The 20,327-nt window shown below is 48.2% G+C and carries 15 protein-coding genes and 1 rRNA gene; 15 read left to right on the forward strand and 1 reads right to left on the reverse strand.

The annotated features are described in order from the left end of the window. The first annotated feature begins 1 nt into the window (after position 1). The 12 genes from L5L77_RS13410 to lpxC all read left to right on the forward strand — a co-directional run bounded on the left by L5L77_RS13410 (position 2) and on the right by lpxC (position 15,242). Complete coding sequence (locus L5L77_RS13410) at positions 2-1,756, forward strand: penicillin-binding transpeptidase domain-containing protein (protein WP_105251191.1); 1,755 nt, start codon at positions 2-4, stop codon at positions 1,754-1,756. Continuing rightward, complete coding sequence (gene murE, locus L5L77_RS13415; protein ID WP_263185182.1) at positions 1,753-3,255, forward strand: UDP-N-acetylmuramoyl-L-alanyl-D-glutamate--2,6-diaminopimelate ligase; 1,503 nt, start codon at positions 1,753-1,755, stop codon at positions 3,253-3,255. The genes L5L77_RS13410 and murE overlap by 4 nt, the downstream gene beginning before the upstream one ends. Continuing rightward, positions 3,252-4,634 carry a UDP-N-acetylmuramoyl-tripeptide--D-alanyl-D-alanine ligase gene (locus tag L5L77_RS13420; protein WP_168826585.1) on the forward strand — a complete coding sequence of 461 codons (1,383 nt, stop codon included), beginning with the start codon at positions 3,252-3,254 and terminating at the stop codon, positions 4,632-4,634. The genes murE and L5L77_RS13420 overlap by 4 nt, the downstream gene beginning before the upstream one ends. Continuing rightward, complete coding sequence (mraY, locus tag L5L77_RS13425) at positions 4,635-5,717, forward strand: phospho-N-acetylmuramoyl-pentapeptide-transferase (RefSeq protein ID WP_006079891.1); 1,083 nt, start codon at positions 4,635-4,637, stop codon at positions 5,715-5,717. It abuts the gene before it with no gap. A 6-nt stretch (positions 5,718-5,723) separates the two neighbouring features. Further along, positions 5,724-7,043: a UDP-N-acetylmuramoyl-L-alanine--D-glutamate ligase gene (gene murD / locus L5L77_RS13430; RefSeq protein WP_263185181.1), complete on the forward strand. Its 1,320-nt coding sequence runs from the start codon at positions 5,724-5,726 to the stop codon at positions 7,041-7,043. Next, on the forward strand, positions 7,033-8,244 hold the full coding sequence (gene ftsW / locus L5L77_RS13435) for a cell division protein FtsW (RefSeq protein ID WP_113941076.1): 1,212 nt from the start codon (positions 7,033-7,035) through the stop codon (positions 8,242-8,244). Before murD ends, ftsW begins: the two co-directional genes overlap by 11 nt. Then, positions 8,244-9,332, forward strand: a complete 1,089-nt coding sequence (gene murG, locus L5L77_RS13440) for an undecaprenyldiphospho-muramoylpentapeptide beta-N-acetylglucosaminyltransferase (RefSeq protein WP_168826594.1) — start codon at positions 8,244-8,246, stop codon at positions 9,330-9,332. Before ftsW ends, murG begins: the two co-directional genes overlap by 1 nt. A 2-nt stretch (positions 9,333-9,334) precedes the next feature. Further along, positions 9,335-10,801: a UDP-N-acetylmuramate--L-alanine ligase gene (gene murC, locus L5L77_RS13445; RefSeq protein WP_105251197.1), complete on the forward strand. Its 1,467-nt coding sequence runs from the start codon at positions 9,335-9,337 to the stop codon at positions 10,799-10,801. 151 nt (positions 10,802-10,952) lie between these two features. Then, positions 10,953-11,702 carry a cell division protein FtsQ/DivIB gene (locus L5L77_RS13450; protein ID WP_168826587.1) on the forward strand — a complete coding sequence of 250 codons (750 nt, stop codon included), beginning with the start codon at positions 10,953-10,955 and terminating at the stop codon, positions 11,700-11,702. Further along, complete coding sequence (gene ftsA / locus L5L77_RS13455) at positions 11,683-12,918, forward strand: cell division protein FtsA (RefSeq protein WP_006079897.1); 1,236 nt, start codon at positions 11,683-11,685, stop codon at positions 12,916-12,918. Before L5L77_RS13450 ends, ftsA begins: the two co-directional genes overlap by 20 nt. 33 nt (positions 12,919-12,951) lie before the next feature. Then, positions 12,952-14,139 carry a cell division protein FtsZ gene (gene ftsZ, locus L5L77_RS13460; protein ID WP_106648312.1) on the forward strand — a complete coding sequence of 396 codons (1,188 nt, stop codon included), beginning with the start codon at positions 12,952-12,954 and terminating at the stop codon, positions 14,137-14,139. A gap of 182 nt (positions 14,140-14,321) precedes the next feature. Continuing rightward, positions 14,322-15,242: a UDP-3-O-acyl-N-acetylglucosamine deacetylase gene (gene lpxC / locus L5L77_RS13465; RefSeq protein ID WP_011845621.1), complete on the forward strand. Its 921-nt coding sequence runs from the start codon at positions 14,322-14,324 to the stop codon at positions 15,240-15,242. A gap of 12 nt (positions 15,243-15,254) precedes the next feature. On the opposite strand, the gene L5L77_RS13470 is transcribed toward lpxC, so the two are convergent. Next, positions 15,255-15,701, reverse strand: coding sequence for a DUF721 domain-containing protein (locus L5L77_RS13470; protein ID WP_106648311.1), 447 nt, complete (start codon positions 15,699-15,701; stop codon positions 15,255-15,257). Between the two features lie 27 nt (positions 15,702-15,728). Between L5L77_RS13470 and L5L77_RS13475 the strand changes: the two genes are divergently transcribed. The 3 genes from L5L77_RS13475 to L5L77_RS13485 form a co-directional block, all read left to right on the forward strand. Continuing rightward, positions 15,729-16,628, forward strand: coding sequence for a M23 family metallopeptidase (locus L5L77_RS13475; protein ID WP_105251201.1), 900 nt, complete (start codon positions 15,729-15,731; stop codon positions 16,626-16,628). Between the two features lie 60 nt (positions 16,629-16,688). Continuing rightward, the gene (gene secA, locus L5L77_RS13480; RefSeq protein ID WP_263222912.1) at positions 16,689-19,352 is read left to right on the forward strand and encodes a preprotein translocase subunit SecA; all 2,664 of its coding nucleotides are present in this window, start codon (positions 16,689-16,691) and stop codon (positions 19,350-19,352) included. A gap of 814 nt (positions 19,353-20,166) precedes the next feature. After that, a 16S ribosomal RNA gene (locus tag L5L77_RS13485) occupies positions 20,167-20,327 on the forward strand; the annotation flags it as partial.

Genomic DNA, 20,327 nt, shown 5'->3' on the forward strand with positions numbered 1-20,327 from the left:
TATGACTAGGCAAGCGAAAATCAAACGGGTAAGCAAACCGCAAAAACCTCAATTGATCCACTGGCGTTTATACGTAGTGGTCGGGTTTGTGTGTGCGTTGTTTTGCAGCCTAGTGGGACGCGCAGCTTACATTCAAATTATCGAGCCTGACAAATTACGTCACGAAAGTGACATGCGAACATTGCGGACCACTAGTCGTGAAGTGCAGCGTGGCTTGATCACCGACCGTAATGGCGACATGTTGGCCGTGAGCGTACCTGTACGAGCCGTCTGGGCCGATCCAAAACAAGTCAATGATAGTAATGGTTTTGCCGATATGCGCCGCTGGCAAGCCTTAGCAGATGTGTTGCATGAGCCCCTCGAAGATTTGTTAGAGCGAGTGCGCAGTAACCCCACCAAACGCTTCACCTACTTGAAACGCCAAATTACCCCTGCGGTTGCGGACTATATTACTCAGCTTAAATTACCCGGTGTATTTCTAAAGTCCGAATCTCGCCGCTATTATCCTGGTGGTGAAATCACAGCTCAATTAATCGGCATCACTAACATAGATGATGTTGGGATTGAAGGTGTTGAAAATGCTTATAATAGTTGGTTAACAGGTACGCCTTCCAAACAAAAAGTGCGTAAGTCACGCGATGGTCATGTCGTCGAGCGTCTCGATATAGTGCAGGAAGGCGAGAGTCCAAATGATCTCGTGCTGAGTATCGATCATAGGATCCAACAATTAGCCTATCGCGAACTAAAACGCACCACTGAGATGAACCAAGCGACTTCGGGTTCGATTGTCGTCCTCGACATTCACACGGGTGAAGTCTTGGCTATGGTGAATACGCCTTCGTATAACCCCAATGCGCGCGACAATCTGCAAACCTTCAGAATGCGTAACCGTGCTATGACAGATACCTTTGAGCCGGGTTCGACCATTAAGCCATTTGTGGTAGCCGCAGCGCTTGAAGCTGGCACAGTTAAATCGACCGATATTATTGCCACTTCACCGGGTTGGATGCGTTTAGGTGGTCGCCAAGTACGTGACCCCGCGAACTACGGCGATATGAGTTTGGCGCGTATTTTGGCTAAATCCAGTAACGTCGGCATCAGTAAATTGGCTTTGTCTATTCCGGTGCAGCAACTGCTCGGTACTTATCAATCCATGGGACTTGGCAGCTTTTCGGGAATTAACCTCACGGGTGAAAGCGCTGGCTTGATTCAAGATCGCCACCGTTGGTCAGACTTTGAACGTGCCACCTTGTCGTTTGGTTACGGCTTAACGGCAACAACACTTCAACTTGCGCGCATGTACGCCACCTTAGGCAATGGCGGTACTTTGTTCCCTGTCTCGATAATGAAACTGAAAAAGCCACCTGTCGGTGAGCGAGTCATTTCTGAAAATGTGGCCCACGATGTAATGCAAATGCTGGTCGGTGTAACGGAAAAAGGCGGCACTGGCACCTTAGCGCACATCGACGGTTATCCAGTTGCAGGTAAGTCTGGCACAAGTCGTAAGGCAGTTGCTGGTGGTTATGGTGATGATTATGTTGCTTTATTTGCGGGTGTTGCGCCTGCGAATAATCCTAGATTAGCGATAGTGGTGGTAGTGAATGAGCCTAAGGGCGATCTCTATTATGGTGGTTCAGTGGCGGGGCCTGCATTTGCCAAAGTCATGTCTGGCGCACTGCAAATGTTAAACGTTGAACCCATTACCGATAAAGAACAAGTGCAATTGGCGGGAATCGCCGCTGGGAGAGCAGAATGATGTTATTACGGGATTTGCTAGCGCCTTGGCTACATTATGCTGGCGCGCAGTCCTTCAATGATCTGACCTTAGATAGCCGCGCAATACGTAGCGGCGATGTGTTTTTGGCGCTGCCAGGACATAAGGTCGATGGCAGACAGTTTATTGAAAAAGCCTTAGATTTAGGTGCCGCAGGCGTAATAGTTCACACGGATGATGCTGACCAACATGGCAAAGTGTTGCTGGGCGATAATGCCGAGCACGGTGTGCAGATTTATTTCTTTCAGTTAAGTCGTCAGGTATCGGCAATTGCCGCCCAGCGTTATCCCTTAGCGCACAAGTCTGCCGTTATGCCATCCCTTGGGGTTATCGGTATTACTGGAACTAACGGTAAAACCTCTACGAGTCAACTCATTGCACAACTGGTGACTTCATTGGGGCGCAAAGCCGCCGTCATGGGCACCCTTGGCAATGGTCTCTGGGGCGAGCTTGTTGATAGTGGTAACACCACAGCCGATGCGATTACCTTAATGCGTCAGTTGCATGAGTTTGAAGCCCAAGGCGCGAACGTCTGCGCCATGGAAGTGTCGAGCCACGGCTTAGTGCAAGGCCGCGTCGACGCAGTACCATTTGATGTTGCCGTGTTCACTAATCTGACGCGCGATCACCTCGATTACCACGGCGATATGGAAAGCTATGCCGCCGCTAAACAAAGCCTATTTCGTTTCAGCACTTTAGGTCACGGTTTATTGAATCTCGATGATGCAGTTGGCGCGTCTTGGTTGACTGAGCTTAAGCCTGCGCCTGCGCAGATTTGGGGTTTTAGTATTGAAGGTCATCAAGGTGCGGCTTTTTATACCAAAAATGCCAAGTTTGACGATCAAGGTGTCAGTGCAACCTTAGTGTGGCCCGAGGGCGAGACTCAAATCCACTCGCCACTTCTTGGTGCCTTTAATCTCTCTAATTTACTCGCGGCGTTATCGGCCCTGTATCTGCTAGGTTTTGATATGAAAGCGTTAGCCGAGCAGGTGCAATATTTAACGCCCGTTGCAGGTCGTATGGAGCGTTTCACTACAGCGGATAACATCACCTTAGTGGTCGATTATGCCCATACACCCGATGCGATCGAACAAGCGTTAAACGCGCTACGTCGCCATTGTGCTGGTGATTTATGGTGCGTGTTTGGTTGTGGCGGCGACCGTGATAAGGGCAAGCGTCCTTTGATGGGCCAAGCAGCTGAACAGTTTGCCGACCGCATTATGGTGACCAGCGACAATGCGCGCAGTGAAGACCCCGCGCAAATTATTACCGATATTATCCAAGGGCTTGCAACACCAGAGCAGGCATTGACTGAGGTTGACCGTATCGCAGCAATTAAAGAGGTTGTGGCATTGGCTAAACCTGGCGATGTGATCTTGCTGGCGGGCAAGGGCCACGAAACTTACCAAGAGGCGGCAGGTGTGCGTCATGACTATGATGAACGCGCCCTGGCACGCCAGTTATCGGAGCAATCAAGATGATCCCTCTTTCTCTCGAGACTCTAAGTCAACACTTAGGCGTGCATCGAGTCGGTGACGACGTCACCATCCAAGATTTAAGCAGTGATAGCCGTAAAATCGGCGCTGCAACCCTGTTTGTTGCCTTAAAGGGTGAGCGCTTTGACGGCCATGATTTTGCAGCTACAGCTATTGCGAACGGCGCCGCGGCGTTAATGGTTGAGCGTGAGTTAGCTTTTGATATTCCGCAGCTCATAGTGGCTGATTGTCAAAAAGCCATGGGTGCGATTGGTGCTTATGTTCGTGACCAGATCAATCCGATTTGTGTTGCTTTGACTGGCTCAAACGGCAAAACCAGCGTGAAGGAAATGATCGCGACCATTCTGTCGGCAAAGCATCAAATCCTCTATACCGCTGGCAATTTTAATAATGAGATTGGTGTGCCGCTCACTTTGCTGCGTTTAACGCCAGAGGATGAGTTTGGGATATTCGAGCTCGGCGCTAACCATAAAGGTGAAATCGATTACACCTCGGGACTTGTGCGTCCAAACGTCGCGCTGGTGAATAACGTCGGCAGCGCCCATTTAGAAGGATTTGGATCGCAAGCGGGTGTCGCACAGGCGAAGTCAGAGATTTTTAATCATCTGCAGGCCGATGGCACTGCCATCATCAACGCCGATGATGCCTTCGCTGATTTTATGAGCGTTAAGGCAAGACCTTATAAGCAACTGAGCTTCTCCCAGCAAGATGGCGCCGCTAAACGTCATATCGACGTGATAGCGACAGGCCATAAGACTAATGCGGATGGTTGCTATCGTTTTATGCTCAATTATTTAGGTGAATCTTGCCAAGTGGTATTGCCGTTGGCGGGTCGTCATCAGGTGAGTAATGCACTCGCCGCTGCAAGTGTTTGTATTGCTTTGGGATTGAGTTTGACTGAAATATCTGAACGCTTGAGCCAATTAACGCCAGTGAAAGGACGTATGCAGCCGAGTCAATTGGGGCGCGTGCGTCTAATCGACGATAGCTATAACGCAAATCCTGTCTCCGTTGGCGCTGCTATCGCTTGGTTAAAGGAAATTTCTGAAAATCGCTGTCTGGTACTGGGAGATTTAGGAGAATTAGGCGACAATGCGCCCCTTTTACACGCTGAACTAGGGCAACTGGCCAAGCAACAGGGGATTGATGCCTTGTTTTGTACCGGAACTTTAAGTCAGCACACGAGCCAAGCTTTCGGTGCGGAGCACTATGACAGTGTGGCGACGTTAGTAGAAAAACTTATAAAGCATATAAACCAGTTGCCGGGACAGGTAACGGTTCTCGTTAAAGGTTCACGTAGCGCCGCCATGGAGCGGGTCGTGGATGGCCTAACAGTAGCCTTCGGGCGTGGGGAGTTAGTGTAAATGCTGGTATATCTGGCCGAGTATTTAACCCGTTTTCATACCGGGTTTAACGTGTTTTCCTATGTGACATTTCGAGCCATTTTAGGCTTATTGACCGCATTGGTTTTTAGCTTATGGTTTGGCCCTAAACTGATTGAACGTTTGCAATTACTGCAAATTGGTCAGGTTGTGCGTAACGATGGTCCAGAATCACATTTTAGTAAGCGTGGCACACCGACTATGGGTGGTTTGCTGATATTGGCTGCTATTTTCATCAGCGTGTTGCTGTGGGGCGATCTGGGTAGCCGCTATGTGTGGGTCATGCTGTTTGTGCTCGGCAGTTTCGGTTTGATCGGCTTTATCGACGATTACCGCAAAGTGGTGCGTAAAGACACTAAAGGCTTGATCGCGCGCTGGAAGTACATTCTGCAATCTTTGGCTGCGCTGCTTATTGCTTTTTTTCTGTATGCCACAGCGGCAAATCCAGGTGAAACCCAGTTAGTGGTGCCTTTCTTTAAAGACGTGATGCCGCAACTCGGCGCCGTATTTATCGTATTGGCGTACTTCACGATAGTGGGTTCGAGTAATGCGGTGAACTTAACCGATGGTCTCGATGGTTTGGCGATTATGCCGACGGTAATGGTCGCGGCGGCGTTTGCGTTGATTGCTTATTTGTCGGGTCACGCTCAGTTTGCGAATTACTTACATATCCCGCATTTACCCGGTTCGGGTGAGCTTGTGATTGTCTGTACCGCCATTGTCGGTGCGGGTCTGGGCTTTTTATGGTTCAACACTTATCCCGCGCAAGTCTTCATGGGCGATGTGGGTTCACTGTCATTAGGTGCTGCACTGGGCACGATCGCAGTGCTTGTTCGCCAAGAAATTTTGTTAGTGATTATGGGCGGCGTGTTTGTGATGGAAACCCTGTCAGTCATTCTGCAGGTGGGTTCGTACAAGTTACGTGGACAGCGTATTTTCCGCATGGCGCCGATCCACCATCACTATGAGTTAAAAGGTTGGCCTGAACCTCGAGTGATAGTGCGTTTTTGGATTATCTCGATATTCCTAGTCTTACTTGGCTTAGCCACGTTGAAGTTAAGGTAATTGGTTATGCAAAATCAGTATTCACACATAGTGTTAGGTTTGGGGGCCACGGGCTTGTCCGTGGTGCGCTATTTGTGTGGAAAGGGCATTACGCCATTGGTGATGGACAGTCGTCGGCAGCCTCCGGGCGCCGAAACGTTAGCGACGTCTTTTCCTGATGTAAAGCTGATTTCTGGCGGATTCGATTGCCGTTATCTTGTGCAAGCGACGCAGATCATTATCAGTCCAGGCATTGCCACTTATACCTCAGAGGTACGTGCCGCGGTGGATATGGGTATCGAAGTGATTGGTGATGTTGAGCTATTTGCCCGTGAAATTGCTGACCGTAAACCTTGTGTGATTGGGATTACTGGCTCTAACGGAAAATCGACCGTCACTACGCTGGTGGGCGAGATGGCAAGGGAAGCGGGTATTGCTGTTGCCGTCGGAGGTAATATCGGTGTGCCTGCGCTGGATTTACTGCATGAAAATGCGGACTTATTTGTGCTTGAGTTGTCGAGCTTTCAATTGGAAACCACCCACAGTCTTAAGTGTGTGGTGGCGACCTGTTTGAATATCAGCGAAGACCACATGGACAGATACAGTGACATTGATGCCTACCGCGAGGCTAAATTACGCTTATACAAACAAACCCGTGCCGTACTCTTTAATCGTGACGATAAACTGACCGTACCGCCAGAACCAATGAACCAAAACAGTTTTGGTTTAGCTGCGCCAGAAGCGGACGAATGGGGCATCAGCGACAGCAAGATTTATCACGGCAGCAGCGAAATAATGCCGATCACTGAAGTGTCGCTGATTGGCAGTCATAACCATGCCAACCTACTTGCGGCGATGGCGCTTGTGGATGTCGTGGGTGTCGACAAGCACGTTATGGCAAAAGTGGCGCGTACTTTTACTGGCTTATCCCATCGCTGTGAAGTGGTTGGTGTTAAGAATGGCGTGACCTATGTCAATGACTCTAAAGCGACAAATGTCGGTGCCACAGTCGCCGCACTCGATGGCTTGAGTGACCACTTAGGCGATATTATTTTGATTGCTGGCGGTGACGGTAAAGGGGCTGATTTTAAGCCTTTAGCTGTGGCTTTAGCTAAAGTCACACACCTCATCACCTTAGGCCGCGATGGTAAAAAGATTGCTGCATTGAAAGACGGCTCGATAAGAGTCGACACTATGGCTGCTGCGGTAGCGAAAGCCGCTGAATTGGCAACCTCTGGTGATATCGTTTTATTATCGCCAGCCTGCGCCAGTTTAGATATGTACAGTAACTTCATGGCTCGAGGTGATGATTTTAGAAACCTCGTGGGACAACTTAATGGCGAGTGATGCAAGACAACTTAGCCTATTTGGGCGTTTGCGTTTAGCAATACCCAATTGGCAACGTGATACCGAAGTCCCGGGCGTGCAATTGTACGACCGTGCTTTGCTCGCGGCTGTGTTGTCTTTGATTAGCTTCGGCTTTGTAATGGTGATGTCAGCCTCTATGCCTGAAGCGCAAACGCTCACGGGGAACCCATTTTATTTTATGACTCGCCATGTGGGTTATTTAGTGGGTTGCTTATTCATTGCGGCATTTGTGCTAAGAGTAGAGATGCAGACTTGGCAGCGCTGGAGCCCCATGTTGTTGTTGATTGTGGGTTTGATGTTGTTAGCTGTATTGGTGGTTGGCACTACGGTAAACGGTGCGACGCGTTGGTTATCCATAGGCCCTATTCGCATCCAGGTGGCGGAGGTCGCTAAATTTGCCTTCGCCATCTATATGGCGGGTTACTTAGTGAGGCGTCATCAGGAAGTGCGCGAGAATGCTAAAGGCTTCTATAAGCCGATTGCAGTATTTGCGATTTACGCTGTGCTGATTTTGATGCAGCCCGACTTAGGTACTGTGGTAGTGCTATTTGTGGGAACGGTTGGTCTATTGTTTTTAGCCGGTGCGCGTTTACTCGATTTCTTTGCCTTGATTTTTGCGGGCGTATTGGCGTTTGTGGCCCTAGTGCTATTGGAACCGTATCGTATCCGCCGAGTGACCTCCTTTATGGATCCTTGGCAAGATCCCTTCGGTAGCGGTTACCAGTTGACTCAATCTTTGATGGCCTATGGTCGAGGTGATTGGTTTGGCCAAGGGCTCGGAAATAGTATTCAAAAATTAGAATATTTACCCGAAGCGCACACTGACTTTATCTTTGCCGTGATCGGGGAAGAATTGGGCTTTATCGGCATTATTGCTGTGTTATCTGTACTGCTATTTGTGGCGCTGAGATCGATTCGTTTAGGTAATTTGTGTTTAGCCATGGATAAGCCATTTGAAGGTTATTTAGGTTATGCCATCGGTATTTGGATTTGTTTCCAGACTGTGGTGAATGTCGGCGCGAGTATCGGCATGTTGCCAACCAAAGGGCTGACATTACCTTTTATCAGTTACGGTGGTAGTAGTTTATGGGTCATGACTGCGGCAGCGATGATGTTGCTGCGCATTGATTACGAGCGGCGCATGACATTAGTTCAGGCCGTGCAAGGGAGATTGAAGTGATGACTCCAACAGGAAAACGTATTTTAGTCATGGCGGGTGGTACGGGAGGACATGTGTTCCCAGCACTGGCGGTGGCTAAGTATTTAGCTCAACAGGGTTGGCAAGTGCGTTGGTTAGGCACGGCAGATCGTATGGAGGCGCGTTTAGTGCCCCAGTATGGATTTGATATTGATTTCATTGATATCAAAGGTGTGCGCGGTAATGGTTTGATCCGAAAACTCGCGGCGCCCTTTAAAGTGGTGCGTTCAATATTGCAGGCTAAGGCCGTGATTGCTGAGTTTAAACCCGATGTGGTCCTTGGCATGGGCGGATTCGCCAGTGGCCCAGGTGGTGTTGCGGCAAGATTAGCCGGTATTCCACTGGTGCTGCATGAACAAAATGCTATCCCAGGGATGACAAACAAGTTGTTGTCGCGGATTGCGACGCAAGTGTTATGCGCTTTTAAAAATACCTTTACCACAGTGAAGGCCAAGGTCGTTGGTAATCCGATTCGCCAAGAACTGATTGCCTTAGGTGCAGAACCTAAGCATGAGGCTGATGAAGCCTTAAAAGTGCTCGTGGTCGGTGGCAGCCTTGGCGCCAAAGTATTTAACGATCTTATGCCAGAAGCTGTCGCGATACTGAGTCAGCAGCAGTCAGTGACGGTTTGGCATCAAGTGGGTAAAGATAATCTTACGGGCGTGAAGGCGGCATATCAGCAACAAGGACAAGATGGTGGCGTGAATATCGCTGAGTTTATCGACGATATGGAAGCCGCCTATCGCTGGGCTGATGTGGTATTGTGCCGAGCTGGCGCCTTGACTGTGTCTGAGTTAGCGGCGGTGGGGCTACCGAGTATTCTGGTACCTTATCCCCATGCAGTGGATGATCATCAAACCCGTAACGCTCAAGTATTGGTTGAGGCTGGCGCAGCTTTCCTATTGCCACAGGCCATCTTGGACGTGAATAAACTGGCGAACAAATTACAGTTGCTCGCCAATGACAGAACAGAATTAGCCCGTATGGGCCAAAGAGCGAGAGACGTTGCGGTACTGGATGCGACTGAACAAGTTGCCGCAGTGTGCATCAGCCTTGCTGAGAAAGGATAAGCATGACTAAGACAGAAAGATACGCACAACTGAGAAGCATGATCCCAGAAATGCGCCGTATTAAGCGTATTCACTTCGTCGGCATTGGCGGCGCGGGCATGGGCGGGATCGCCGAAGTGTTAGTGAACGAAGGCTATCAGGTGAGTGGTTCGGATATTGCGCAAAATGCCGTGACTGACAGATTGTGTTTACTCGGAGCCAAGATCCAAATTGGTCATGCCGCTGAAAACGTGCAGCAAGTGGATGTGGTCGTCATATCAACCGCGATTAATCTGGAAAATCCAGAAATCCTTGCCGCTAAAGAATTACGTATTCCTATTGTGCGTCGTGCTGAGATGTTAGCCGAGTTGATGCGTTATCGACATGGTGTGGCGATTGCGGGCACCCATGGTAAAACCACGACAACGAGCCTTATCGCCAGCGTTTATGGTCAAGCTGGGCGGGACCCAACCTTTGTGATTGGTGGCTTGCTCAACAGTGCCGGTACCAATGCCAGATTAGGCACCAGCCGTTATTTGATTGCCGAAGCCGATGAGAGTGATGCGAGCTTCTTGCATTTGCAGCCTATGGTCAGTGTGGTGACCAACATCGAAGCTGATCATATGGATACTTATGGCGGTGATTTTGAAAAACTGAAATCGACTTTTGTGGATTTTCTGCACAACTTGCCGTTCTACGGTGTGGCTGTGGTGTGTATCGATGATGCCGTCGTGCGTGAGATTCTGCCGCGTATTGGCCGTAAACACGTGACCTATGGTTTCAGTGACGATGCGGACGTGCAAGCACTTAATTTTAGCCAGCAAGGTCATCAGTGCCGTTTTACTGTTAGACGTAAAGCTAAAGAAGATCTCGATCTGGTGTTGAATTTACCGGGCCAACATAATGTGCTCAATGCGTTAGCTGCCATTGCGGTGGCGACTGAAGATGAAATCGACGATAACGCTATTACTCAGGCTTTAGTGGAGTTCCAAGGTATAGGGCGTCGTTTCCAGCATTTAGGCAAATTTGCCACGCCGAAGGGCGAAGTCATGTTAGTGGATGATTATGGTCATCATCCCAGCGAAGTTGCGGCGACCATTAAAGCTGCGCGCGCAGGATGGCCTGATAGACGTTTGGTCATGGCGTATCAGCCGCACAGATACACTCGTACCCGTGATTTGTATGAGGATTTTGTGGAAGTGTTATCACAAGTGGATTGCTTATTGTTACTCGATATTTATAGTGCGGGTGAAGCGCCGATCACAGGTGCGGATGGTCGCGCATTATGTCGTTCAATTCGCTTGCGTGGTCAGCTAGATCCGATCTTTATCGCAAGCCCAGATCTGCTTGCAGAAGTGTTGCCCGATGTATTGCAGGACGGGGATTTATTACTCACCCAAGGTGCGGGTAATATTGGCGCCCTGTCACGACAGTTAGCGTCGTCTGGATTAGGGTTTGCTGTGGTGGAATTACCTGCGCAAGCAAGCTGATCTTTAGCGCTTGATCTGCGAGAAAAAGGAAATTTTGACCAAAGGATTTTGGTCTATATAATGGCCGGTTTTCTGTGGTTTTTAATGGGTGTCGTTAAAGGTGGGATGAAGCGTGTCTTGGAGTGATAAGAGGCGGCACTGGCGGGCAAGAATGTCACGGTTTAATTGGTATCAATGGAGCGGGGCTGGCTTTTTATTTTTCATCGTAGCCAGTTTTGTATTTGGTGGCTATCAGTTACATAAATTTTTGAATGATGCCAGCAACTTGCCGATTGAGGCCGTTGCCATCAAAGGTGAGCGGGTTTACACCACAGATAAAGATATACAAGTAGCACTACAGCATTTAATGCAGCGCAGTTTTTTTAGTGCTGACATTACCTTAGTGCAGCAGGCGTTAGAAGCTTTACCTTGGGTGTATCGCGCATCGGTAAGGCGTGAGTGGCCAGCGAAACTCAGGGTGTATTTGCAAGAGCAACAACCCGCAGCCCATTGGAATGGTGACTTGTGGTTGAACGTGCATGGAGAAGTATTCGAAGCGCCATCGCACCCAGAGCTTGAGCATTTACCGCAGTTATCTGGACCAAATGATATGGGCCTTGAGGTGTTGACTGTCTATGCACAGATCAACTCCCTACTAAAGATTAACGGCTTTACCTTAGCCAGTTTGAATTTAACGCCACGACATGCGTGGCACGCGACCCTTGGAAACGGTATCGTTTTAGATTTGGGTCGAGAAGATAAAATTGCACGGATACAACGATTTATTACTGTTTATCCGGTTTTGGCGAAACAAGAGAAATCCGTTGCCAGAGTAGATTTACGCTACGACACAGGGTTGGCCGTAGGCTGGGGCGATGCACAAACAAGAGAGCCGATAATTAATGATCAAAAACCAAGATAGAAACCTTATCGTCGGATTGGACATAGGAACCTCTAAGGTCGCAGTGATCATAGGCGAAGTTCTGCCCGATGGCGAAATTAGCATAGTCGGCCTTGGTAACCATCCCTCAAGGGGAATGGATAAAGGTGGCGTGAACGATTTAGATTCGATAGTTCGCAGTGTGCAACGTGCGCTCGATCAAGCGGAATTAATGGCGGATTGCCAAGTGTCATCGGTTTACTTGAGTATTTCGGGTAAACACATCGCCTGCCAAAATGAAAACGGCATGGTATCGATCAACGATGAAGAAGTGACACAGGAAGATGTTGATAACGTGATCCATACGGCTCGCTCGGTGAAGATCCCGACCGAACGTCGCATTTTACACGTGCTGCCGCAGGAATATGCAATCGACGTTCAAGACGGTATTCGCAGCCCAATCGGTATGTCCGGTATGCGTATGGAGGCCAAGGTACACATAGTGACCTGCGCCAATGATATGGCGAAGAATATTACTAAGAGCGTTGAGCGTTGTGGCCTTAAGGTCGACGACTTAGTGTTCTCTGGGATTGCTTCAGCCGATGCTGTGTTGACCTTCGATGAGAAAGATTTAGGTGTGTGTATCGTCGATATCGGCGGTGGCACTACGGATATCGCGGTATATACCAATGGCGCCTTGCGTCATTGTGCGGTTGTACCGGTTGCAGGTAACCAAGTGACGAACGACATCGCAAAGATTTTCCGCACGCCGTCGTCACATGCTGAACAAATTAAAGTGCAGTTCGCCTGTGCGCGCAGTTCTATGGTGAGCCGCGAAGACAGTATTGAAGTGCCATCGGTAGGTGGTCGTCCATCGCGGAGCATGTCACGTCACACGCTCGCCGAAGTGGTTGAACCAAGATACCAAGAGCTGTTTGAGCTTGTGCTTAAAGAGTTGAAAGACAGTGGGTTAGAAGATCAAATCGCCGCAGGTATTGTGCTCACAGGTGGCACAGCGTCGATTCAAGGTGTGGTCGATATTGCGGAAGCGACTTTTGGCATGCCAGTTCGCGTAGCGTCACCGCTACCGATCAAAGGTTTATATGAATACGTGGACCAGTCTATTTACTCCACAGGAGTCGGACTGCTTCATTACGGCGCACGACGGGTGATCGAACGTCAGTTCGAACGTCCTGAGCGCCAAGGGGTAACTAGCGCTTGGAATCGGGTCCAAAGCTGGTTTAAGGGCGAATTTTAATTTTCATAACGCAGGCAACACGGAGATCAGACAATGTTTGAGATCATGGATACTCACTCAGACGACGCGGTGATTAAAGTCATCGGCGTTGGCGGCGGCGGCGGTAACGCTGTCGAACATATGGTCAAACACAACATTGAAGGTGTTGAGTTTATCGTTACCAATACAGACGCTCAGGCCCTGAGAAAATCAGGCGCTGGCTCAACAATTCAATTAGGACGCGATGTCACTAAAGGTCTTGGAGCAGGGGCAAACCCAGATGTGGGTCGTGCTGCAGCTGAAGAAGACCGCGAAAACATTCGCGCGGCAATCAAAGGTTCTGACATGATCTTTATCGCTGCCGGTATGGGCGGTGGTACAGGTACAGGTGCTGCACCTGTTGTGGCTCAAATCGCACGTGAAGAAGGTATTCTGACCGTTGCGGTTGTGACTAAGCCTTTCCCATTCGAAGGGAAAAAACGTATGGCTTACGCTGAGCAAGGCATTGCCGAGCTGGCTAAGCACGTGGATTCGTTAATCACTATCCCGAACGAAAAATTATTAAAAGTATTGGGCCGTGGTACTTCTTTACTCGATGCGTTCGCCGCAGCGAATAACGTGTTACTTGGTGCGGTACAAGGTATTGCTGAGCTTATCACTCGTCCAGGTCTGATTAACGTCGACTTCGCCGACGTGAAGACTGTGATGTCTGAAATGGGTAATGCCATGATGGGTACAGGTGTCGCTCGCGGTGAAGACCGTGCTGAAGAAGCGGCCGAAGCTGCTGTTGCCAGCCCATTATTAGAAGACATCGACTTAGCCGGTGCGCGTGGTGTGTTAGTTAACATTACTGCGGGTATGGACATGAGTATCGAAGAATTCGAAACTGTCGGTAATCATGTTAAGGCTTATGCCTCTGACAACGCGACTGTGGTTGTTGGTGCTGTCATCGACCCAGAAATGAGTGATGAGCTGCGTGTAACGGTTGTTGCGACTGGTATCGGTGCTGAAAAGCGTCCTGATATCCAATTGGTTTCTAAACCTGCACCTCGTCCAGAGCCTGTAGTTGTTGAACCAAAAGTCGAAGCCTATGTCGAAGAAGCTGCACATGTGAACTATGCAGCGCCAAAAGGCAACGTGTTGCCAGCGGCTCCGCAGCCAGCTCCTACGCCTGCACCATCGACAAAGCATGAATTGGATTATCTTGATATTCCAGCATTTTTGCGTAAGCAAGCCGACTAGCGAGAGCGTTTGAGTCCAGCGTAATATGTGAGGTGTTGTTCGTTTTGGGCAATACCACAACATAGCTGCATTTGTGTGACATAATAAAGTTATGTTATTATGTTGAACCAGTGCGGCTCGATTTGCCGACGCTGAGTGTACAAATATTAGGCTTTATAATTGGCATATAAACGGGTAACTGAATGATATTTCAACGAACTGTTCAGAAAATGGTGAAAACAACTGGTGTCGGATTGCATTCTGGCAACAAGGTCACTTTGAGCATTATGCCCGCGCCCGTTAATTCAGGGATCGTACTCGTGCGCACCGATTTGAGTCCTGCCGTCGCCATCCCAGCGAAGGCGGAGCAAGTTCGTGAAACCACTATGTGTACGGCACTTGTCAATGACGAAGGTATTCGTATCTCGACCATTGAGCATTTATTTGCAGCTCTTGCGGGTTTAGGCATAGATAACGCTGTAATCGAAGTGGACGCGCCTGAAATTCCTATTATGGATGGCAGTGCAAGCCCATTCGTCTTCTTGTTGCAGTCTGCTGGTATTAAAGAGCAGGCCGCGCCTAAGAAGTATTTAAAGATTAAGCGCCCTGTGCGCGTTGAAGATGGCGATAAATGGGCCGAGTTAAAACCTTTTAAAGGTTTTAGAGTCAATTTTAAAATTGATTTTGCGCATCCAGAAATCGCTCGTAGCCAACAGCATGTGGTGATGGACTTTTCAACTTCTGCTTTCGTGAAAGATATCAGCCGTGCCCGTACTTTTGGGTTTATGCGTGATATCGAATATTTGCGAGCCAACAACCTAGCGTTGGGCGGCAGCATGGAAAACGCTGTTGTACTTGATGAATATCGCGTCCTTAATCCCGACGGCCTGCGTTATGAGGACGAATTTGTTAAGCACAAAATTCTAGATGCGTTTGGTGATTTATATGTGGCTGGGCACGCTATTTTAGGTGAGTTCACTGCGTATAAAACTGGTCATGCGTTGAACAACCAATTGGTGCGTGCTTTGCTTGCGCAACAGGATGCGTGGGAGTTGGTCAGCTTCGAAAAAGAAGCCGATGTTCCCGTCAGCTTTACTGTACCAGGTGGCGCTGTATTTGCTTAAAAAGCGGTAAGATTATTTATTACGGCTGGCCAATGAGGCCAGCCGTTTTAGTTTTTCACCCAGTGAACCGCCAATATTTTCCGCTAATGCTGCAATGTGCTCTGCTGCTGCTGGGCTTAATTCTTTATGTCCCTGTTTAGGCTTTGCGTCATACATTGCTAATCTCGGGTTGACTTTAACTTCAATTGCGGTAAGGATTGGGAGCGTTTCTGCTTGAAGCTGGGTTAATAGCTTCGGCTTTTGGAAATTAATTCGCGCAGCCCAAGCTGCCGAAGTGGTTTCAACCACAAGAACACCCTGGCGGAAATTAGCGACTTTTAGTTGCTCCGCAACAGGACCTGCAATAATCTGCTTCACATGCTGATCCAGATACATAAGTAGTTCCGCTTTCTCAGCAAGGTCGGGTAATTTTCCCGATTGATGCAGTAATTGGCTGAGATCTTGAGGGGGCTTTTTCATATGATAATAAGATGGCTGAATTAGGCTATGAGTGTAACAGTATTTATTCAAGGTCGGAATGGCGTCACACGCTGGCAGCCCAGTAAACGCTGGTTGCTACTTCCAATACTATTGTTGGCCACTGGGTCCGGTATTTATCAACACAACTCCGCTCGATTTCAAGATCAGCAAGCCAGTGTCGATAACGATCGTCTCGTGCGCGAACAACAAAAGAAACAAGTCTTAGAGCTTAAAAGTGCTACTGAGTCTCAACTGGCTATGCTTGTGACTCATGTTGCACGTATGCAAGCCAAGATCACCCGTCTCGAAGCTTTAGGTCAACAGGTCGCCCAGCAGAATAAGTTGGATGAAGATTTTGATTTTTCATCCGAGGTTGGTGTGGGTGGTTTGAGCGAACTAGGCACTAACATCGAGCTCGGACAGCTTATCGACGATATGGATAAGTTGGCATCACGAATTGACAATAATAATGTTCAGCTTTCACTACTTGAAACAGTGTCATCTAACCACCATATAGATGATGAACGTTATATATCAGGTATCCCGCTCGATAAAGGTTGGTTGTCGTCGCCCTACGGATTACGTAATGACCCTTTCAACGGTCGCAGGTCTGTGCATAAGGGGATTGATTTTACCGGTCGAGAAGGAGCTAAAGTTGTTGCGACTGCTGCAGGCGTGGTGACTTTTGCTGGAAATATGTTCGGTTATGGCGAATTGGTTGAAATCGACCATGGTAACGGTTTGCATACGCGTTATGGCCATAATAAAGCTTTGTCAGTGACTGTAGGTGATGTGGTCGCAAAAGGCGATGCTATCGCCAGTATGGGAAGCACTGGGCGCTCAACTGGGGCTCATGTGCATTATGAAGTGTTGCGCGGCGGACAGCAGATAGATCCACAAAAGTTTGTCTACCGCAAAGCAAGTTAATTGAAACATTGGCTTCTAGTTTCCATCATGGACTTGGCCTACAGAGAATAAGTGATTCAGATGTTTGGTAAATTACTGACAAAAGTATTTGGTAGTCGCAACGACCGCACCCTTAAAGGGCTTCAAAAGATCGTTATTAGCATTAACGCATTAGAAGCTGATTATGAAAAATTAACCGATGAAGCATTAAAGGCGAAAACCGCAGAGTTCCGTGAGCGTTTAGCTGCTGGAGCTTCATTAGATAGCATCATGGCTGAAGCCTTTGCGACAGTACGCGAAGCGTCTAAGCGTGTATTTGATATGCGTCATTTCGACGTACAGTTACTCGGCGGTATGGTACTCGACAGCAACCGTATTGCTGAAATGCGTACGGGTGAAGGTAAAACCTTAACGGCAACCTTACCCGCCTACTTAAACGCATTGACAGGCAAAGGCGTCCACGTGATTACAGTGAACGATTACTTGGCACGTCGTGATGCCGAGAATAACCGCCCACTGTTTGAGTTCCTTGGTTTAACCGTAGGAATCAACGTCGCAGGCATTGGCCAACATGAGAAGAAATCTGCCTATAACGCCGATATCACTTATGGGACCAACAACGAGTTTGGTTTCGATTATCTGCGCGATAACATGGCGTTTTCACCGCAAGAACGGGTTCAACGTCCGTTGCACTACGCCCTAATCGATGAAGTGGATTCAATCTTAATCGACGAAGCGCGTACGCCGCTGATCATTTCTGGCGCTGCCGAAGATAGCTCTGAGCTATACATCAAGATCAACACCCTGATCCCCAATCTTATCCGTCAAGATAAAGAAGATACGGAAGAGTTTGTGGGTGAGGGCGACTACAGCATCGATGAAAAAGCCAAACAAGTGCATTTTACCGAACGTGGTCAAGAAAAAGTAGAAAACCTGTTGATCGAGCGCGGCATGTTAGCCGAAGGCGATTCACTCTATTCTGCAGCTAATATTTCCCTGTTACACCACGTCAACGCGGCGCTTCGTGCGCACACGCTGTTTGAACGTGATGTGGATTACATAGTACAAGACAACGAAGTCATCATAGTCGATGAACACACGGGTCGTACTATGCCAGGTCGTCGTTGGTCAGAAGGCTTACATCAAGCTGTCGAAGCCAAAGAAGGCGTACACATTCAAAACGAAAACCAAACATTAGCTTCGATCACTTTCCAGAACTACTTCCGTCAATACGAGAAGCTGGCAGGTATGACAGGTACAGCTGACACTGAAGCGTTTGAATTCCAACACATCTATGGATTAGACACAGTCGTTGTGCCTACTAACCGTCCAATGGTGCGTAAGGATATGGCGGATTTAGTTGGTCAGCCAGTATTGGTGGGTACAGTATCAATCGAACAGTCTGAACTGTTAGCGCGCTTAATGGTGCAGGAAAAGATCCCGCACGAAGTTTTAAATGCTAAATTCCACGAACGAGAAGCAGAAATCGTCGCGCAAGCTGGCCGTACTGGCTCTGTGACTATTGCGACGAACATGGCAGGTCGTGGTACCGATATCGTGCTTGGCGGCAACTGGAACATGGAAATCGATGAACTCGATAATCCAACAGCAGAGCAAAAAGCTAAGATCAAAGCCGATTGGCAAATTCGTCATGATGAAGTCGTTGCTGCGGGTGGTTTACATATCCTAGGCACAGAACGTCACGAATCACGCCGTATCGATAACCAGTTACGTGGTCGTGCGGGTCGTCAAGGTGACGCGGGTTCATCACGCTTCTACCTGTCGATGGAAGATAGCTTAATGCGTATCTTCGCCTCGGATCGTGTTTCTGGCATGATGAAAAAGCTGGGTATGGAAGAAGGCGAAGCGATCGAGCATCCATGGGTGTCACGCGCAATCGAAAACGCTCAACGTAAAGTTGAAGCCCGTAACTTCGATATCCGTAAGCAATTACTCGAATTTGATGACGTCGCTAACGATCAACGCCAAGTGGTTTACGCCCAGCGCAATGAGTTGATGGATGCGGAAAGTATTGAAGATACTATCCAAAACATCCAAGACGATGTGATTGGCGCAGTAATTGATCAGTATATTCCACCGCAATCAGTAGAAGAGCTGTGGGATATCCCAGGTTTAGAGCAACGTCTACACCAAGAATTTATGCTCAAATTACCTATCCAGGAATGGTTAGATAAAGAAGACGATCTGCATGAAGAGAGTCTACGTGAGCGTATTATTACTGCTTGGGGCGATGCGTATAAGGCAAAAGAAGAAATGGTTGGCGCACAAGTGCTACGCCAGTTCGAGAAAGCCGTTATGCTGCAAACGCTCGATGGTCTGTGGAAAGAACACTTAGCGGCGATGGATCATCTGCGCCAAGGTATCCACTTACGTGGTTACGCACAGAAGAATCCAAAGCAAGAATATAAGCGTGAGTCGTTTGAGTTATTCCAACAACTGCTGAACACCTTGAAACATGACGTCATCAGTGTGCTGTCGAAAGTACAAGTGCAGGCTCAGTCAGATGTGGAAGAAATGGAAGCGCGTCGTCGTGAAGAAGATGCCAAGATCCAGCGCGACTATCAACACGCAGCGGCAGAGTCGCTTGTTGGCGGTGGTGATGAGCATGAAGCTGTCACTGCGCAAGCACCGATGATCCGTGATGGTGACAAAGTGGGTCGCAACGATCCTTGTCCTTGTGGCTCTGGTCGTAAGTACAAACAATGTCACGGCAAGTTAAGTTAATCTGCTGACAGATTAAGCCTACTGAATAAGTAGAATAAAACGTACACTAAAGGCAACTTATCTAAGTTGCCTTTTTATTTCTTCATTAATTTAGAATTAAGCCTCACGTTTACTTCCATGTCATCCGGATTACATTCTTACTCTTCTTTATATAGCTAATCGTCGTTATTCCCCATTGAACATCATTTCATTCTTATCGATAGCCTCTAAAGTTAACCCGCCGCTGTAGCAAATTTAACCGTTAAAACCCATTTTGTGGATAAGTCTGAGGATAAAGTGGGGGTATTGTGTGACTAACTGAAAGTATTAAAAAAAGATCCATTTTTCTCAAAAAAGCCCTTGCGGACTTTTTCAATCTCCCTATAATGCGCATCCACTGACACGGCAGACAGCGAAACGCAAGTTAAGCAAAGAAAGCCAAGCAGTTCATCGGTTAGCAAGCTAAACGATGAGTGTTGAGAAAGTTGAAAAAACTACTTGACGCACTAACGGGAATGCGTAGAATACGCAGCCCTGACCCGCTGAAAACTCAGTGTGTGGTCAACGCTCTTTAACAATTTATCAAGCAAATCTGTGTGGACACTCACAGGTGTTGAGTTAATCGAAACTGCTTAACCTTCGGGTTGGCAGTCAAAAATTTAAATCAATGTTTTCAAGTCATTCTCCTTAACGGGAAGCATGATTGAGTGTTCATAGTAATATGTACATACAGTAATGTATGAATTGAAACGCGATGCTTCTTAGTGAGCAAAGCGAATCAAAACAGTAGAATTCATTGAGCCGCTGAAGTCGTAAGACGGAAGCAACAAAACTTTAATTGAAGAGTTTGATCATGGCTCAGATTGAACGCTGGCGGCAGGCCTAACACATGCAAGTCGAGCGGCAGCACAAGGGAGTTTACTCCTGAGGTGGCGAGCGGCGGACGGGTGAGTAATGCCTAGGGATCTGCCCAGTCGAGGGGGATAACAGTTGGAA

This window comes from Shewanella sp. SM29 (genome assembly GCF_025654245.1).
In the GTDB taxonomy this organism is placed as follows: Bacteria; Pseudomonadota; Gammaproteobacteria; order Enterobacterales; family Shewanellaceae; genus Shewanella; species Shewanella oncorhynchi.

Bases quoted from the DNA above. Each gene is read 5' to 3' on its own strand.
- L5L77_RS13410 (WP_105251191.1), top strand. From the start codon at position 2: ATGACTAGGCAAGCGAAAATCAAACGGGTAAGCAAACCGCAAAAACCT.
- murE (WP_263185182.1), top strand. From the start codon at position 1,753: ATGATGTTATTACGGGATTTGCTAGCGCCTTGGCTACATTATGCTGGC.
- L5L77_RS13420 (WP_168826585.1), top strand. From the start codon at position 3,252: ATGATCCCTCTTTCTCTCGAGACTCTAAGTCAACACTTAGGCGTGCAT.
- mraY (WP_006079891.1), top strand. From the start codon at position 4,635: ATGCTGGTATATCTGGCCGAGTATTTAACCCGTTTTCATACCGGGTTT.
- murD (WP_263185181.1), top strand. From the start codon at position 5,724: ATGCAAAATCAGTATTCACACATAGTGTTAGGTTTGGGGGCCACGGGC.
- ftsW (WP_113941076.1), top strand. From the start codon at position 7,033: ATGGCGAGTGATGCAAGACAACTTAGCCTATTTGGGCGTTTGCGTTTA.
- murG (WP_168826594.1), top strand. From the start codon at position 8,244: ATGACTCCAACAGGAAAACGTATTTTAGTCATGGCGGGTGGTACGGGA.
- murC (WP_105251197.1), top strand. From the start codon at position 9,335: ATGACTAAGACAGAAAGATACGCACAACTGAGAAGCATGATCCCAGAA.
- L5L77_RS13450 (WP_168826587.1), top strand. From the start codon at position 10,953: ATGTCACGGTTTAATTGGTATCAATGGAGCGGGGCTGGCTTTTTATTT.
- ftsA (WP_006079897.1), top strand. From the start codon at position 11,683: ATGATCAAAAACCAAGATAGAAACCTTATCGTCGGATTGGACATAGGA.
- ftsZ (WP_106648312.1), top strand. From the start codon at position 12,952: ATGTTTGAGATCATGGATACTCACTCAGACGACGCGGTGATTAAAGTC.
- lpxC (WP_011845621.1), top strand. From the start codon at position 14,322: ATGATATTTCAACGAACTGTTCAGAAAATGGTGAAAACAACTGGTGTC.
- L5L77_RS13470 (WP_106648311.1), bottom strand. From the start codon at position 15,701: ATGAAAAAGCCCCCTCAAGATCTCAGCCAATTACTGCATCAATCGGGA.
- L5L77_RS13475 (WP_105251201.1), top strand. From the start codon at position 15,729: ATGAGTGTAACAGTATTTATTCAAGGTCGGAATGGCGTCACACGCTGG.
- secA (WP_263222912.1), top strand. From the start codon at position 16,689: ATGTTTGGTAAATTACTGACAAAAGTATTTGGTAGTCGCAACGACCGC.